The organism is Mycolicibacterium arcueilense (genome assembly GCF_058536225.1).
The window spans coordinates 1-13,796 of the sequence record NZ_JBZTYL010000026.1 but is presented as its reverse complement, the minus strand read 5'-3'; the positions used below and the strand labels follow the sequence as shown (position 1 = coordinate 13,796).

The 13,796-nt window shown below is 65.7% G+C and carries 12 protein-coding genes; 6 read left to right on the top strand and 6 right to left on the bottom strand.

Annotation, left to right across the window (positions count from 1 at the left end):
- Positions 1-132 precede the first annotated feature (132 nt).
- A complete protein-coding gene (locus AC4LGL_RS24245; RefSeq protein ID WP_491841001.1) occupies positions 133-2,229 on the top strand; it encodes an alpha-1,4-glucan--maltose-1-phosphate maltosyltransferase in 2,097 nt (698 codons plus the stop codon).
- A 7-nt stretch (positions 2,230-2,236) separates the two neighbouring features.
- Positions 2,237-4,444 carry a 1,4-alpha-glucan branching protein GlgB gene (gene glgB / locus AC4LGL_RS24240; RefSeq protein ID WP_491841000.1) on the top strand — a complete coding sequence of 736 codons (2,208 nt, stop codon included), beginning with the start codon at positions 2,237-2,239 and terminating at the stop codon, positions 4,442-4,444.
- A gap of 99 nt (positions 4,445-4,543) precedes the next feature.
- Here the strand turns inward: glgB and AC4LGL_RS24235 are convergent, their stop codons facing one another.
- Genes AC4LGL_RS24235 through AC4LGL_RS24225 form a run of 3 tightly spaced genes read right to left on the bottom strand, consistent with a single transcriptional unit; the run spans position 4,544 to position 7,086 of the window.
- On the bottom strand, positions 4,544-5,452 hold the full coding sequence (locus tag AC4LGL_RS24235; protein WP_491840999.1) for a tetratricopeptide repeat protein: 909 nt from the start codon (positions 5,450-5,452) through the stop codon (positions 4,544-4,546).
- A 13-nt stretch (positions 5,453-5,465) separates the two neighbouring features.
- The gene (locus AC4LGL_RS24230; protein ID WP_491840998.1) at positions 5,466-5,849 is read right to left on the bottom strand and encodes a DUF3817 domain-containing protein; all 384 of its coding nucleotides are present in this window, start codon (positions 5,847-5,849) and stop codon (positions 5,466-5,468) included.
- Positions 5,850-5,904: 55 nt separating this feature from the next.
- Entirely contained in the window at positions 5,905-7,086 is a 1,182-nt protein-coding gene (locus AC4LGL_RS24225) for an acetyl-CoA C-acetyltransferase (protein ID WP_055116141.1), read from the bottom strand.
- A gap of 82 nt (positions 7,087-7,168) precedes the next feature.
- Here AC4LGL_RS24225 and mce point away from each other — a divergent pair, with 82 nt between their 5' ends.
- The gene (gene mce, locus AC4LGL_RS24220; protein ID WP_491840997.1) at positions 7,169-7,645 is read left to right on the top strand and encodes a methylmalonyl-CoA epimerase; all 477 of its coding nucleotides are present in this window, start codon (positions 7,169-7,171) and stop codon (positions 7,643-7,645) included.
- Here mce and AC4LGL_RS24215 read toward each other — a convergent pair.
- Positions 7,642-7,923 (bottom strand): Rv1322 family protein, encoded by a 282-nt coding sequence (locus tag AC4LGL_RS24215; protein ID WP_055116145.1) that lies wholly within the window; start codon positions 7,921-7,923, stop codon positions 7,642-7,644. The two genes, mce and AC4LGL_RS24215, sit on opposite strands and share 4 nt — an antisense overlap.
- Entirely contained in the window at positions 7,923-8,609 is a 687-nt protein-coding gene (gene nucS, locus AC4LGL_RS24210; RefSeq protein WP_491840996.1) for an endonuclease NucS, read from the bottom strand. Before nucS ends, AC4LGL_RS24215 begins: the two co-directional genes overlap by 1 nt.
- Before the next feature lie 46 nt (positions 8,610-8,655).
- Here nucS and AC4LGL_RS24205 point away from each other — a divergent pair, with 46 nt between their 5' ends.
- Positions 8,656-10,260, top strand: a complete 1,605-nt coding sequence (locus AC4LGL_RS24205) for an adenylate/guanylate cyclase domain-containing protein (protein WP_491840995.1) — start codon at positions 8,656-8,658, stop codon at positions 10,258-10,260.
- Here the strand turns inward: AC4LGL_RS24205 and glsA are convergent.
- Entirely contained in the window at positions 10,257-11,540 is a 1,284-nt protein-coding gene (gene glsA, locus AC4LGL_RS24200; protein WP_491840994.1) for a glutaminase A, read from the bottom strand. The two genes, AC4LGL_RS24205 and glsA, sit on opposite strands and share 4 nt — an antisense overlap.
- An 87-nt stretch (positions 11,541-11,627) precedes the next feature.
- Between glsA and AC4LGL_RS24195 the strand changes: the two genes are divergently transcribed.
- Positions 11,628-13,121: a DNA-3-methyladenine glycosylase 2 family protein gene (locus AC4LGL_RS24195; RefSeq protein ID WP_491840993.1), complete on the top strand. Its 1,494-nt coding sequence runs from the start codon at positions 11,628-11,630 to the stop codon at positions 13,119-13,121.
- Positions 13,118-13,615, top strand: coding sequence for a methylated-DNA--[protein]-cysteine S-methyltransferase (locus tag AC4LGL_RS24190; RefSeq protein ID WP_491840992.1), 498 nt, complete (start codon positions 13,118-13,120; stop codon positions 13,613-13,615). Before AC4LGL_RS24195 ends, AC4LGL_RS24190 begins: the two co-directional genes overlap by 4 nt.
- The last annotated feature ends 181 nt before the right edge of the window (positions 13,616-13,796 follow it).

Genomic DNA, 13,796 nt, shown 5'->3' with positions numbered 1-13,796 from the left:
CCTACGAGCGGCGGTCTGGTCGCGCTTAACGCCCGTCGGATTGGGCAGCCCATTACGGTGGGTATCAGACACGCGACAAGGTGTGTGAACGAGAGACAGCCGCTTGATCGAGACGACGTGAGGAGTGGATGGGTGGCCGGTCGTATCGGAATCGACGATGTCGCGCCTGTGATCTTCGGCGGGCAGTTCCCGGCAAAAGCCGTCGTGGGCGAGGTGGTGCCAGTGCGCGCCACCGTCTGGCGCGAGGGACATGACGCCGTCGCGGCCACGTTGGTGGTGCGGTATCTCGGTACGGACTACCCGCAGCTGGCTACCGGACCCGGCACCGCGGCCGCACCGGTGCCCATCGACACCGTATTGCCCACCAACTCAGGGGTGCGTCCTTCACAACGCATCAAGCCCCAGGCCCTGCCGATGTCCACCGGACACACCCCCGATGTCTTTCACGGCCAGTTCACGCCCGACACCGTCGGCCTGTGGACCTACCGGGTCGACGGCTGGGGCGATCCGCTGTCCACCTGGCGGCACGCGGTCGAGGTCAAGCTCGGCGCAGGTCAGAGCGAAGCCGAGTTGTCCAACGACCTTCTGGTCGGGGCACGTCTGCTCGAGCGCGCCGCCGCAGGGGTGCCCCGTAAACTGCGCGATCCGCTGATCGAGGCCGCCGCGGCACTGCGCATCCCCGGTGACCCGTTCCGCCGTGCGGGGGCGGCACTGTCCGAAGAGGTCACCGAACTGCTCGAGCAGTACCCGTTGCGCGAGTTGGTCACCCGCGGTGAGCAATACGGCGTCTGGGTGGACCGGCCGCTGGCCAGGTTCTCCTCGTGGTACGAGATGTTCCCGCGGTCCACCGGCGGCTGGGACAAGACCGGACATCCCGTGCACGGGACATTCACCACCGCCGCCGAGCAGCTTCCCCGGATCGCCCGCATGGGTTTCAACATCGTGTATCTGCCGCCCATCCACCCGATCGGCAAGGTGCATCGCAAAGGACGCAACAACGCGGTCACCGCCGCACCGGACGATGTCGGGTCACCGTGGGCCATCGGCAGCGACGAGGGCGGTCACGATGCGGTGCATCCCGCGCTCGGCACGATCGACGACTTCGACGACTTCGTGGCCGCCGCCCGCAGGCAAGGTGTCGAGGTGGCGCTCGATCTCGCACTCCAGTGCGCGCCGGATCACCCATGGGCCGCAGCGCATCCGGAGTGGTTCACGGTGTTGCCCGACGGCACCATCGCGTATGCGGAGAATCCGCCCAAGAAGTATCAGGACATCTATCCGCTCAACTTCGACAACGACCCCGCCGGCCTGTACCACGAGGTGCTGCGGGTGGTGCGGTTCTGGATCTCGCACGGTGTCAAGGTCTTCCGCGTCGACAACCCGCACACCAAACCGCCGAACTTCTGGGTCTGGCTGATCGCCGAGGTCAAGAACGAAGATCCGGACGTGCTGTTCCTGTCCGAGGCCTTCACCCGACCCGCCCGGCTCTACGGCCTGGCCAAGCGCGGTTTCACCCAGTCCTACACGTATTTCACCTGGCGTACCAACAAGTGGGAGCTGACCGAGTTCGGCAACGAGATCACCGCGAACGCCGACAGCGCACGGCCCAGCCTGTGGGTCAACACGCCCGACATCCTGCACGAGTCGCTGCAGCACGGCGGTCCCGGCATGTTCGCGATCCGCGCGGTGCTGGCCGCCACCATGAGCCCGTCATGGGGCATGTATTCGGGTTTCGAACTGTTCGAGCACCGAGCCGTCCGGGAGGGCAGCGAGGAATACCTGGATTCGGAGAAATACGAGCTGCGTCCCCGTGACTTCGCGGCGGCGATGGCCGAGGGCCGTTCGCTCGAACCGTTCGTGACCCGCCTCAACGAGATCCGGCGCCTGCACCCGGCCCTGCGCCAGCTTCGCACCCTGACCTTCCACCACGTGGACAACGACGCACTACTCGCCTACAGCAAGTTCGACCCGATCACCGGAGACACCGTGCTCGTGGTGGTCACGCTCAACGCGTTCGGCCCGGAAGAAGCCATGTTGTGGTTGAACATGGAGGCACTGGGTATGGAATCGCATGACCGGTTCTGGGTACGCGACGAGATCACCGGCGAGGAATACCAATGGGGACAGTCGAATTACGTTCGCCTCGATCCCGCCAAGGCGGTGGCACACGTGCTGAACATGCCGCTCGTACCCTATGAGCAACGACTGGGCTTGCTACGCAGGGAATGAGAACAAGATGACGAGAAGCAACCACCTCACCGACAGACATCTGCGGCCCGACCCATCGGACATCCAGCGGCTGCTGATCGGGCAACACCACGACCCGCATTCGGTGCTGGGGGCCCACGAGTACAACGGCCGGACCGTGATCCGGGCCTACCGTCCGCACGCCGTCAAGGTCGTGGCGGTGATCGGCGGCGACCGATTCCCCATGCAGCACATCGACTCCGGGCTTTTCGCGGTGGCTGTTCCGTTCACGAACCTCGCCGACTACCGCCTGGAGATCGCTTATCCGGGTGCCGACGAAACCATCTTCACCCACACCACCGCCGATGCCTACCGGTTCCTGCCCACCCTCGGCGAACTGGACCTCCATCTGTTCGCCGAAGGGCGCCACGAACGCCTCTGGGAGATCCTGGGCGCGCACCCGCGCAGTTTCACCACCCCCGACGGCGTCGTCGAGGGCGTGTCGTTCGCAGTGTGGGCACCGAACGCCAAGGGCGTCAGCGTGATCGGTGACTTCAATCACTGGGACGGCAACGAGGCCCAGATGCGGGTGCTGGGCTCGTCGGGGGTCTGGGAGTTGTTCTGGCCGGGGTTCCCGATCGACGGCCTGTACAAGTTCCGCGTGCACGGCGCCGGCGGGGTCACCACCGACCGCGCAGATCCGATGGCGTTCGCCACCGAGGTGCCGCCGCAAACGGCGTCCCGGGTCACCACCAGCTCCTACACCTGGAGCGACGGCAAGTGGATGACCCAGCGCGCCGCGCAGAATCCGGTGTTCGAACCGATGAGCACCTACGAGGTGCACCTGATGTCGTGGCGTCCCGGGCTCAGCTACCGACAGTTGGCCACGGAACTCACCGAATATGTTGTGGAACAGGGTTTCACCCACGTCGAACTGCTGCCGGTGGCGGAGCATCCGTTCGGCGGATCGTGGGGCTACCAGGTCACGTCCTATTACGCCCCGACCTCCCGGTTGGGAACTCCTGACGATTTTCGGTTCCTGGTGGATTCACTGCACCGGGCCGGGATCGGCGTGATCGTCGACTGGGTCCCGGCCCATTTCCCCAAAGACGCCTGGGCCCTTGGCCGTTTCGACGGCACGCCGCTGTACGAGCATTCCGACCCGCGCCGCGGGGAACAGCTCGACTGGGGCACTTACGTCTTCGACTTCGGTCGCCCCGAGGTACGCAATTTCCTCGTCGCCAATGCGCTGTACTGGCTGCAGGAGTACCACGTCGACGGCCTGCGCGTGGATGCCGTCGCCTCGATGCTCTACCTCGACTACTCCCGCCCCGAGGGTGGTTGGACCCCCAACATCTACGGCGGGCGGGAGAACCTGGAGGCGGTGCAGTTCCTGCAGGAGATGAACGCCACCGTGCACAAGGCGAACCCCGGAATCGTCACCATCGCCGAGGAGTCGACATCCTGGCCCGGGGTCACCCGTCCGACCAACCTCGGCGGCCTCGGGTTCTCGATGAAATGGAACATGGGCTGGATGAACGACACGCTCGACTACGTCAGCCATGACCCGGTGCATCGCAGCTACCACCATCACGAGATGACGTTCTCGATGCTGTACGCGTTCAGTGAGAACTATGTGCTGCCGATCAGCCACGACGAGGTAGTGCACGGAAAGGGCACGCTGTGGACCCGGATGCCCGGCGACGACCACGCCAAGGCCGCCGGGCTGCGTAGCCTGCTGGCCTACCAGTGGGCCCATCCCGGTAAGCAACTCTTGTTCATGGGCCAGGAATTCGGACAGCGCGCCGAGTGGTCGGAGGAACGCGGGCTGGACTGGTTCCAGCTCGACGAGCAGGGCTTCTCCGGCGGGGTGCAACGCTTGGTGCGCGATCTCAACGGGATCTACGCGCGCCACCCGGCGTTGTGGAGCCGTGACACCAGCCCCGAGGGGTACTCGTGGATCGATGCCAACGACTCCGCCAACAACGTGCTGAGCTTCCTGAGGTTCGGAGCCGACGGATCCGTGCTGGCCTGCGTGGTGAACTTCGCCGGCAGCGAGCACAGCGAATACCGACTCGGTCTACCTCATGCCGGTGACTGGCAGGAGGTGCTCAACACCGACGCGACGATCTACAACGGGTCCGGCATCGGGAACATGGGCGCGGTGCAGGCCACCGACGAGCCGTGGCACGGCCGCCCCGCCTCGGCGGTGATGGTTCTGCCGCCCCTGGCGATGCTGTGGTTCGAGCCCGTCTAGAAGTCGCCTAGAGGTCCCTTTTCCTTGCGCGAGAGACGCGTAGGTACCCGGAAATCGACGTTCCGGGGGTACTTACTCGTCTGCTCGGCAGAAGTCGGGTCAGTACAGCGCGTTGGCCAGATTGCGGCGGCCCGCGACGACCTCGGGATCGGCGGGGTCGAACAGGTCGAACAGCTCGATGAGCCGGGTCCGCACCTTGGTCCGGTCGTCGCCGGCGGTGCGCTTGATCAGTGCGATGAGCCGATCGAAGGCCGCCGACACCTCTTGAGCCAGGAGTTCGGCATCAGCCGCGGCGAAGGCGGCGTCGATGTCGTCGGGAGCGGCGTCGGCAACAGCAACGGCATCAGGGCGCTGCGCGCTGGCCCGCTGCAGGAACGCGATCTGTCGCACCGCGCCCTTGGCCTCGGCATGATTGGGCTGCGCATCGAGAATCGCCTGATAGGCGGCGGCCGCTGCGGGGAAGTCCCCTTCGTCCAGGTGGGCACGGGCCGCGGCCAGTTCGGGGTCGACCTGCTCGGCCTCGTCGTCACCGTCGCCGGACCCGGTCAGCTTGCCCGCGGTCGCGTCGAGCAGCGAATCGACCCAGCGACGGAGTTCGTCTGCCGGCTGAGAGCCCTGGAAGCTGGCGATCGGCTGTCCGCCGGCTAGCGCAACGACGGTGGGCACGCCCTGGATGCCGAACATCTGCGCCACCCTCGGGGTGGTGTCGACGTTGACCAGCGCCAGGGACCATTTGCCGTTGTCGGCGTCAGCCAGACCGGCCAGGGTGTCCCCCAGTGCGGCACTGGAATCGCTGCGCGGAGACCACAGCAGCACCACTACCGGCACCTGACCGGAGCGGACCAGCACCTCGGCTTCGAAGTTGGCTTCGTTGACCTCGGTGACATTCGGGCCGCCGGGCGCACTGGGACTGCCAGCGCCGGTGGCCGCCGCGGGCCGCTGCTTGAGTGCCGAGAGGTCAACAGCGCCGGCCAGAGCCGGCCCCACCGAAGGTCGTGGACGAGTCACGCCATCAAGTCTGTCACGTCGTTTCCGGGACAGCCCCGCCCGGTTGTGCCACCAGCGCGGGAGCCTCGCCCGATTCGATGCGGGCGGTCCGATCCGCCCACATGACAAAGATCACACTGCCCAATGGCACGATGCTGGCCAGCAACGCCAGAATCCAGGTGCCTACGCCCCACTTGCAGGCGATACCAACCAGCAGGGCGGCCACCACGAAGGCGACGAAAACGCCCCCGTGGATCGGTCCGAACACCTTGACACCGATCTCGGTGCGCGGACTGCCCAGGTACTTGAAATACATGCCGACCAGCAGGCCGGCCCAGCTCACCGCCTCAGCGAGGGCGATGAGCCGGAACCAGCCGGAAACCGTGCGCAGGTCGAAGGAGCGTGTCATGGCCGCCATTGTGCCTGAACGGACGGCCAGCTACTACGCAGCGTCGTTTTGATCCGTCGGTTAACTACGGGCGACGCAGGATCAGGGCATCGCCCTGGCCACCGGCACCGCAGAGCGCGGCCACCGCGTAGCCGGACCCCTTACGCGCCAGCTCCAGCGCGGCGTGCAGGGTGATGCGCGCACCGGACATCCCGATCGGGTGGCCGATGGCGATCGCGCCGCCGTTGACGTTCACCTTGGCCGGATCGACACCGAGTTCCTTGGTCGAGGCCAGCGACACCGCAGCGAACGCCTCGTTGATCTCGAGGACGTCCAGCTGATCGACGCTGATGCCCTCGCGCTCGACGGCCTTCTTGATCGCGTTGGCGGGCTGGCTCTGCAGCGTGGAGTCCGGACCGGCCACCACACCGTGGGCACCGATCTCACACAGCCAGTCCAGGCCCAGCTCCTGCGCCTTGGCCTTGCTCATCACCACGACCGCGGCCGCACCGTCGGAGATCTGCGACGACGAGCCGGCAGTGATGGTGCCGTCCTTGCGGAAGGCCGGACGCAGGCCGCCCAGCGATTCGGCGGTGGTGTTGGCCCGGATGCCCTCGTCCTCTGCGAACTCGATCGGGTCACCCTTGCGCTGCGGGATAGACACCGGCACCACCTCGTCGGCGTACACCCCGTCCTTCCATGCCGCGGCGGCCTTCTGGTGCGACTGAGCAGCAAACTCGTCCTGCTCGGCGCGGGTGAACTTGTCGACGTCGTTGCGCTGCTCGGTGAGCGCGCCCATCGGCTGGTCGGTGAACACGTCGTGCAGACCGTCGTAGGCGAGGTGGTCGACCAGCGTCGCATCGCCGTACTTGTAGCCCTCGCGGCTCTTGGGCAGCAGGTGCGGGGCCTGGCTCATCGACTCCTGCCCACCTGCGACGACGACCTCGAACTCACCGGCGCGGATCAGCTGGTCGGCCAGCGCGATCGCGTCGATGCCCGAAAGGCACATCTTGTTGATGGACAGGGCGGGCACATCCCAGCCGATGCCGGCGGCCACAGCTGACTGACGAGCGGGCATCTGACCGGCGCCGGCGGTCAGCACCTGGCCCATGATCACGTAGTCCACCAGCGAAGCGTCGACCTTCGCCTTCTCCAGGGCGCCGCGGATCGCGATCGCGCCCAGGTCACTGCCGGAAAAATCCTTCAGCGAGCCCATCAACTTGCCAACCGGAGTACGCGCTCCAGCAACAATCACCGACGTGGTCATTCTTTCCTCCAAAGCCATGGTCCAAGAGCTGTGTGGGCGATCACACATACGCAAACGTTCAGGTAAAGGTTACCGTTGCGTTATGACCGCCGAACAGGTTGATGCCCGTCCTGCACTCGCTTCCGCGCTGGTGACGGCGATCGATCACGTCGGTATCGCCGTTCCCGATCTCGATGTCGCGGCCAAGTGGTACCACGACCATCTCGGCATGATCGTCCTCCACGAGGAGATCAACGAAGATCAGGGCGTGCGGGAGGCCATGCTCTCGGTGCGCGGCGCCCCCAAGGGCAGCGCCCAGATCCAGCTGCTGGCCCCGCTGAACGAGAAGTCGACGATCGCCAAGTTCATCGATCGCAGCGGCCCGGGCCTGCAGCAGCTGGCCTACCGGACCAGCGACATCGACGCCCTGAGTGAGCGCCTGCGCAGCCAGGGAGTTCGGCTGCTCTACGAAGCTCCCCGCAAGGGCACGGCGAACTCGCGCATCAACTTCATCCACCCCAAGGATGCCGGCGGCGTGCTGATCGAGCTGGTCGAACCGGCTGCGGATTCAGAGCACTAGGACCATTTTCTCGTCGGGCCGCGATTGGCCCGATTCGCCCAGCAGGCGGTGTGCCAGTGTCTGCGGTCATCGACATCGCCGACATCAACCGGCAACACCACCACATGCGCGGTGGCCACCCGAATCTCGTGGTCGCATCCGGGGCATCGATAGACCTTCACCGCACGTGAGGCGGTAACCACCCGCACCTCGTACTCGTAACCGTCAGGCCCCGTCTCGACGCGACGTGACGGCGGCAGTGGCGCGAACCGCCGATCCTCACGACGCCGACGGCGCATCAGAACAGCCGGTATTCGTCGCTGTCCATACCCCGCATCTGGTCATAATCCAAAGTCACGCAGCGGATTCCACGGTCCGTGGCCAGCGTTCGGGCCTGCGGTTTGATCTGCTGGGCAGCGAACACACCCGCCACCGGGGCCAGCACGGTATCGCGGTTGAGCAGGTCGAGATAGCGGGTCAGCTGCTCCACCCCGTCGATCTCGCCGCGGCGTTTGATCTCCACCGCCACCGAACGGCCCAGCTCGTCACGGCACATCAGATCCACCGGACCGATCGCGGTCGGGTACTCACGGCGCACCAGGGTGTAGCCGGCCCCCAGCAGCTCGACGTGTTCGGCCAACAGCACCTGCAGGTGCGCTTCCACACCGTCCTTCACCAGACCGGGATCGACACCGAGTTCGTGGCTGGAGTCGTGCTCGACGTCTTCGACCGTGATGCGCAGCTGCTCACCGGCCTTGTTCTCGACCACCCACAGAACAGACGATGCCCCACCTGGACCTTCTACGGACTCCTCGGTGTGCCAGCACGGCGGGCTCATCCAGTTCAGCGGCTTGTAGGCGCGATCATCGGCATGGACACTGACCGAACCGTCCGACTTGAACAGCAACAGCCTGCGGGCTGATGGAAGGTGGGCGGTCAGCCGCCCGACGTAGTCGACGGTGCACTGGGCAATCACGAGGCGCACCCGATCCACCTTAAGGGCATGTCGAACGAACTAGGCTGACGCCACAATGAACTCCGACAAATCGCTGGCACGACGGCTGGGCCGCGTCCTTGAGGGTGTCACCCGCCAGAACAGCCGGATCCCGGACACCCCGGAATACGGATCGTGGGTGTTGGGCCGGGTATCGGAGAGTCAGCGCCGACGCCGAGTACGCATCCAGGCCATCCTCACGACATTCGTGATCCTGGTGAACCTGCTCGGTATCGGCATCTCGATGATCATCGTCACCCTGTTGTTCCCATCGCCGGATGTGTTCGACCGGCCGGTCCGTTGGATCACCTTCATCGTTGCCCCCATTTACATGGCGACTGCGTTGATCGTCGGGGTGTTCTGGGCGACGACCCGGGTGATCGACAACGTGCGCTGGGCCATCGAGGAACGCCCGCCCACCGTTGCGGATCAGCGGAACACCTTCCTCGCCCCGTTCCGGCTCACCCGGGTGCTGCTGATCCTGTGGGGCGTGGGCACCGCGTTGTTGACGACGCTCTACGGTCTGGTCGACACCAATTACATCCCGAAGTTCCTGCTGGGCATCAGTTTTCCCGGCATCGTGGTGTCGGTCAGCTGCCATCTCTTCACCGAGTTCGCACTGCGACCGGTCGCCGCGCAGGCACTGGAAGCGGGCCCGCCGCCTATCCGCCTGGCGCAGGGCATCATGGGTCGCACCATGGTCGTGTGGGCGCTCAGCTCGGGCGTTCCCATCCTCGGCATCATGCTGGCCGCGGTGTTCGCCGTGACGCTCAACAACCTCACCCCGGTCCAGTTCGCCTACGCCGTCATCGGTCTCGGCTTGTTTGCGTTGATCTTCGGCTTCCTGCTGATGTGGATCCTGTCCTATCTGACCGCAACCCCGATCCGGGTGGTGCGTGCCGCCCTCAATCGCGTCGAGCAGGGCGATCTGGACACCAACCTCGTGGTGTTCGACGGCACCGAACTCGGCCAGCTGCAACGGGGATTCAACTCGATGGTGCACGGCTTGCGCGAGCGCGAGCGGGTCCGCGATCTGTTCGGCCGGCATGTCGGCCGGGAAGTCGCCGCACTGGCCGAACAGGAGAAGCCCGTCCTGGGCGGCGAGGAGCGCCATGCCGCAGTGATTTTCGTCGACGTCATCGGCTCGACCCAGTTGGTCGCCACCAGGCCCGCGGTCGAGGTCGTCGATCTGCTCAACAGATTCTTCGCCGTCATCGTCGATGAGGTCGACAATCACCGCGGCCTGGTCAACAAGTTCGAGGGTGACGCCATCCTCGCGGTGTTCGGTGCGCCGGTCTCGCTGCCCAACGCCGAGGACGAAGCGTTGGGGGCCGCACGGGCCATCGCGCAGCGGTTGCGCGCCGAGGTTCCCGAGCTGAAAGCAGGCATCGGGGTCGCGGCGGGCCAGGTGGTGGCGGGCAACGTGGGCGCCAAGGAACGCTTCGAATACACCGTGATCGGCGAGCCGGTCAACGAGGCGTCACGGTTGTGTGATTTCTCCAAGCAGGTGCCAGGGCACCTGGTGGCCTCATCGGACACCATCGCCAATGCATCTGAAACCGAAAGGGCTCGTTGGTCACTGGGCGAGTCGGTGCCCCTGCGAGGTCTCGGTGAGCCGACCCGGGTAGCCGTGCCGGCCTAGCCTGCGCACCACCGCAACGCCGCGTCCACGGCCTCGTCGAGGGTGCGGAACACGATGGCGTCGTAGTCATCGCGACGGTCGGCAGGCACCACACGACCGTCGGGGTCGACGAGATAGGCCTCCTTGCCCGCAGCGGTCAGGTTGGCCCGCATTCCGGTCAGCATGCCGCGCGCGGCATCGTTGATGTCGTCGACGCGGGTGACGTCCAGCACGGCCACGTCGTACCGATCGCGGTCGTGGTCGGCGGTCCGTAGCACCTGCTCGGCCCCAGCGAACAGGAGGTCCCCCTGGACCTCGTAGACCCGGATGCCCGGGCCCGCGTCGAAGACCGCCCGCAACGTCGACGACGACTCACGGGTGACGCTGAGGAAGTGCAATCCCAGCTGCGAAGACAGGTTTCGGCACACCTGTACGCCGCGCACACTGTTACCGCGTGCATCGAGGCGCGGCGAGTAGACGCCGATGCCGAGTTGGCCGGGCAGCACCGCCACGATGCCACCGCCGACGCCGCTCTTGGCGGGCATGCCCACAGCACTGACCCAATCGCCTGTCGCGTCGTACATCCCGCAGGTCACCATCACACTGAGGGTGCGGCGCACCACGTATGCGTCGATCACCCGTCTCCCGGTCAACGGATTGAGCCCGCCCCGCGCCAACGTGGCGGCCATGCGTGCCAGATCGGTACTGGTCACCTTGACCGAACACTGCCGGAAGTACACATCCAGCACGTCATCCGGATCACCGTCCAGCACACCGAAACTGGCCAACATGTAGGCGATAGCCCGGTTCCGGTTGCCGGTAGCCTTCTCCGAGGCATACACATCCATGTCGATCTCGAGCCGTCGGCCCGCACATGCCGAGTAGAACTCATGGATGCAGTCGAACTGCTCGTCGGGACCTGCTCCGGGGATCAGCGAAACTGCCGCAATCGCACCGGCGTTGATCATCGGGTTTTTCGGGGTCTTGGTCACGTCGTCGACGCTGATCTCGTTGAACGCTTCGCCGGAGGGTTCCACCCCGATCCGGGCGTCGACCGCATCCTGGCCGATCCGGTCCAGCGCGAGGGCATACGTGAACGGCTTCGAAATCGACTGGATCGTGAATTCGACTGCAGCGTCACCGGATTCGTAGACAAATCCATCCGAGGACGACAAGCTGAGCCCGAAGCCCTCAGGGTCGACGTTGGCGAGTTCGGGGATGTAGTTTGCCAGCGCGCCATCGCGCACATCGGTCTGCTCGGCACGAATCCGGTCCAGGTACTGCTGCACCAGCTCGGCCACAGGTCGAAGTCTAGCCGCGAGCCAAGCCCCACGACCATGTCGTTTTTCCGCTAGTGCAGCGCCGGATGCCGTGCCATCGTGGAACGCATGCACGAAGATTTCGACCGCTGCTACCGGGCAGTCCAATCCAAGGACGCACGGTTCGACGGCTGGTTCGTCACCGCCGTGCTCACTACAGGTATCTACTGCCGCCCCAGCTGCCCGGTGCGTCCACCATTCGCCCGGAACATGCGGTTCTATCCGACCGCGGCGGCCGCCCAGGCGGCCGGGTTCCGGGCCTGCAAGCGGTGCCGTCCCGACGCCTCCCCCGGCTCCCCGGAATGGAACGTGCGCGGCGACATCGTGGCGCGGTGCATGCGGCTCATCGCCGACGGCATCGTGGACCGCGAAGGGGTGACGGGGCTGGCGGCCCGCGTCGGGTACACCAGCCGGCAGCTGCAACGCATCCTGCAGGCCGAACTGGGTGCCAATCCCCTGGCCCTGGCTCGGGCCCAGCGCGCCCAGACGGCTCGGGTCCTGATCGAAACCACCGAGATCCCGTTCGCCGACGTCGCGTTCGCCGCCGGCTTCGCCAGCATCCGCCAGTTCAACGACACCGTCCGCGCGGTGTGCGATCTCACGCCCACCCAGCTTCGCCAACGGGCCCGGAGCAAATTCACCACCGCGGCCTCCGCCGCTCCCGGTGTTGTGTCACTACGGCTGCCGGTGCGGACCCCGTTCTCCTACGAAGGGTTGTTCGGTCATCTGGCGGCCAGTGCGGTGCCAGGGTTGGAGGAGGTCCGAGACGGGCAGTTCCGCCGCACCCTGCGACTGCCGCACGGTCATGGCGTGGTCGGCCTGGCACCTCAACCAGACCATGTCCGATGCCAGTTGGTGCTCGACGACTTCCGTGACCTGTCCGCTGCCATCGCGCGGTGCCGCCGACTGTTGGACCTGGATGCCGACCCCGAGGCGGTCGTGGAAGCGCTGCAGGCAGATCCGGGTCTTGCGGCGGTAGTGGCCAAGGCGCCGGGACAGCGCATTCCCCGCACAGTGGACGAAACCGAACTCGCGCTTCGGGTGGTTATTGGCCAACAGGTCTCGATCAAAGCCGCACGTACACATGTGGGTCGCCTGGTCGCCGGCTACGGAACACCGATCTCCGACGATGCGGGCGGTTTGACCCACGTCTTTCCCGACGTCACCGATCTCGTCAGTCTCGATCCGGCGCATCTCGCGATGCCGGCCTCACGCAGACGGACGGTGACGGCCATGGTTCAGGCCATCGCCGCCGACGAACTCGTCCTGGACCCCGGTTGCGATTGGGACCGCGCCCGCGGGCAGTTGCTCGCCCTCCCCGGAGTGGGGCCGTGGACGACAGAGGTGATCGCGATGCGCGGCCTCGGTGACCCAGATGCCTTCCCTGCCACTGATCTCGGGGTCCGCGCCGCTGCCGAGCACTTGGGCATGCCGGTGAACGGCCTTGTAGAGCACAGCACCCGATGGCGCCCATGGCGCGCCTATGCGACACAACACCTGTGGACCACCCTGGACCACGCGGTGAACGAATGGCCCCCGCACTATCCAGAGGAGAAGGCATGACGACACTGCACTACCGCACGATGGACAGCCCGGTCGGTCTTCTCACCCTGGCCGGCCGCGATGGCCGGCTCATGCACCTCCGGATGGTCGATCAGACGTATGAACCGAGCCGCGAAGGATGGGAGCACGACGACTCTGCATTTCCCGACGCCGTCGACCAACTGACCGCCTACTTCGCCGGCGACCTCACCGAATTCGACCTGGAACTGGACATGGTGGGCACCCAGTTCCAGCGCCGGGTGTGGGACGCCCTGCGGACCATCCCGTACGGCGAAACCTGCTCATACGGTGAGATCGCGCGGCAGATCGGATCACCGAGCGGATCACGCGCGGTCGGACTGGCCAACGGACACAATCCGATCGGAATCATCGTGCCGTGTCATCGGGTGATCGGTGCCAATGGCAGCCTCACCGGATACGGCGGCGGCCTGGACCGCAAGCGGGCGTTGTTGGAATTGGAGAAGAGCCGCACAATGCCGGCACTTTTCAATTGACCGACGACTGAGGCGCGTTTTCAATTACCGAATTGAAAACGCGCCTCTAATAAAAAAGTGCAGACACACAAAAATGCCCGAGCCCTCCAATCGAAATTGGAGGGCTCGGGACTTAATTTGTGTTCGGCGGTGTCCTACTTTTCCACCCGGGAGGGTAGTATCATCGGCGCTGGCAGGCTTA

Excerpts from the sequence above, each read along its gene's own strand:
- glgB (WP_491841000.1), top strand. The coding sequence starts at position 2,237 with ATGACGAGAAGCAACCACCTCACCGACAGACATCTGCGGCCCGACCCA.
- AC4LGL_RS24230 (WP_491840998.1), bottom strand. The coding sequence starts at position 5,849 with ATGGCGGCCATGACACGCTCCTTCGACCTGCGCACGGTTTCCGGCTGG.
- AC4LGL_RS24225 (WP_055116141.1), bottom strand. The coding sequence starts at position 7,086 with ATGACCACGTCGGTGATTGTTGCTGGAGCGCGTACTCCGGTTGGCAAG.
- mce (WP_491840997.1), top strand. The coding sequence starts at position 7,169 with ATGACCGCCGAACAGGTTGATGCCCGTCCTGCACTCGCTTCCGCGCTG.
- AC4LGL_RS24215 (WP_055116145.1), bottom strand. The coding sequence starts at position 7,923 with ATGCGCCGTCGGCGTCGTGAGGATCGGCGGTTCGCGCCACTGCCGCCG.
- AC4LGL_RS24205 (WP_491840995.1), top strand. The coding sequence starts at position 8,656 with ATGAACTCCGACAAATCGCTGGCACGACGGCTGGGCCGCGTCCTTGAG.
- AC4LGL_RS24195 (WP_491840993.1), top strand. The coding sequence starts at position 11,628 with ATGCACGAAGATTTCGACCGCTGCTACCGGGCAGTCCAATCCAAGGAC.
- AC4LGL_RS24190 (WP_491840992.1), top strand. The coding sequence starts at position 13,118 with ATGACGACACTGCACTACCGCACGATGGACAGCCCGGTCGGTCTTCTC.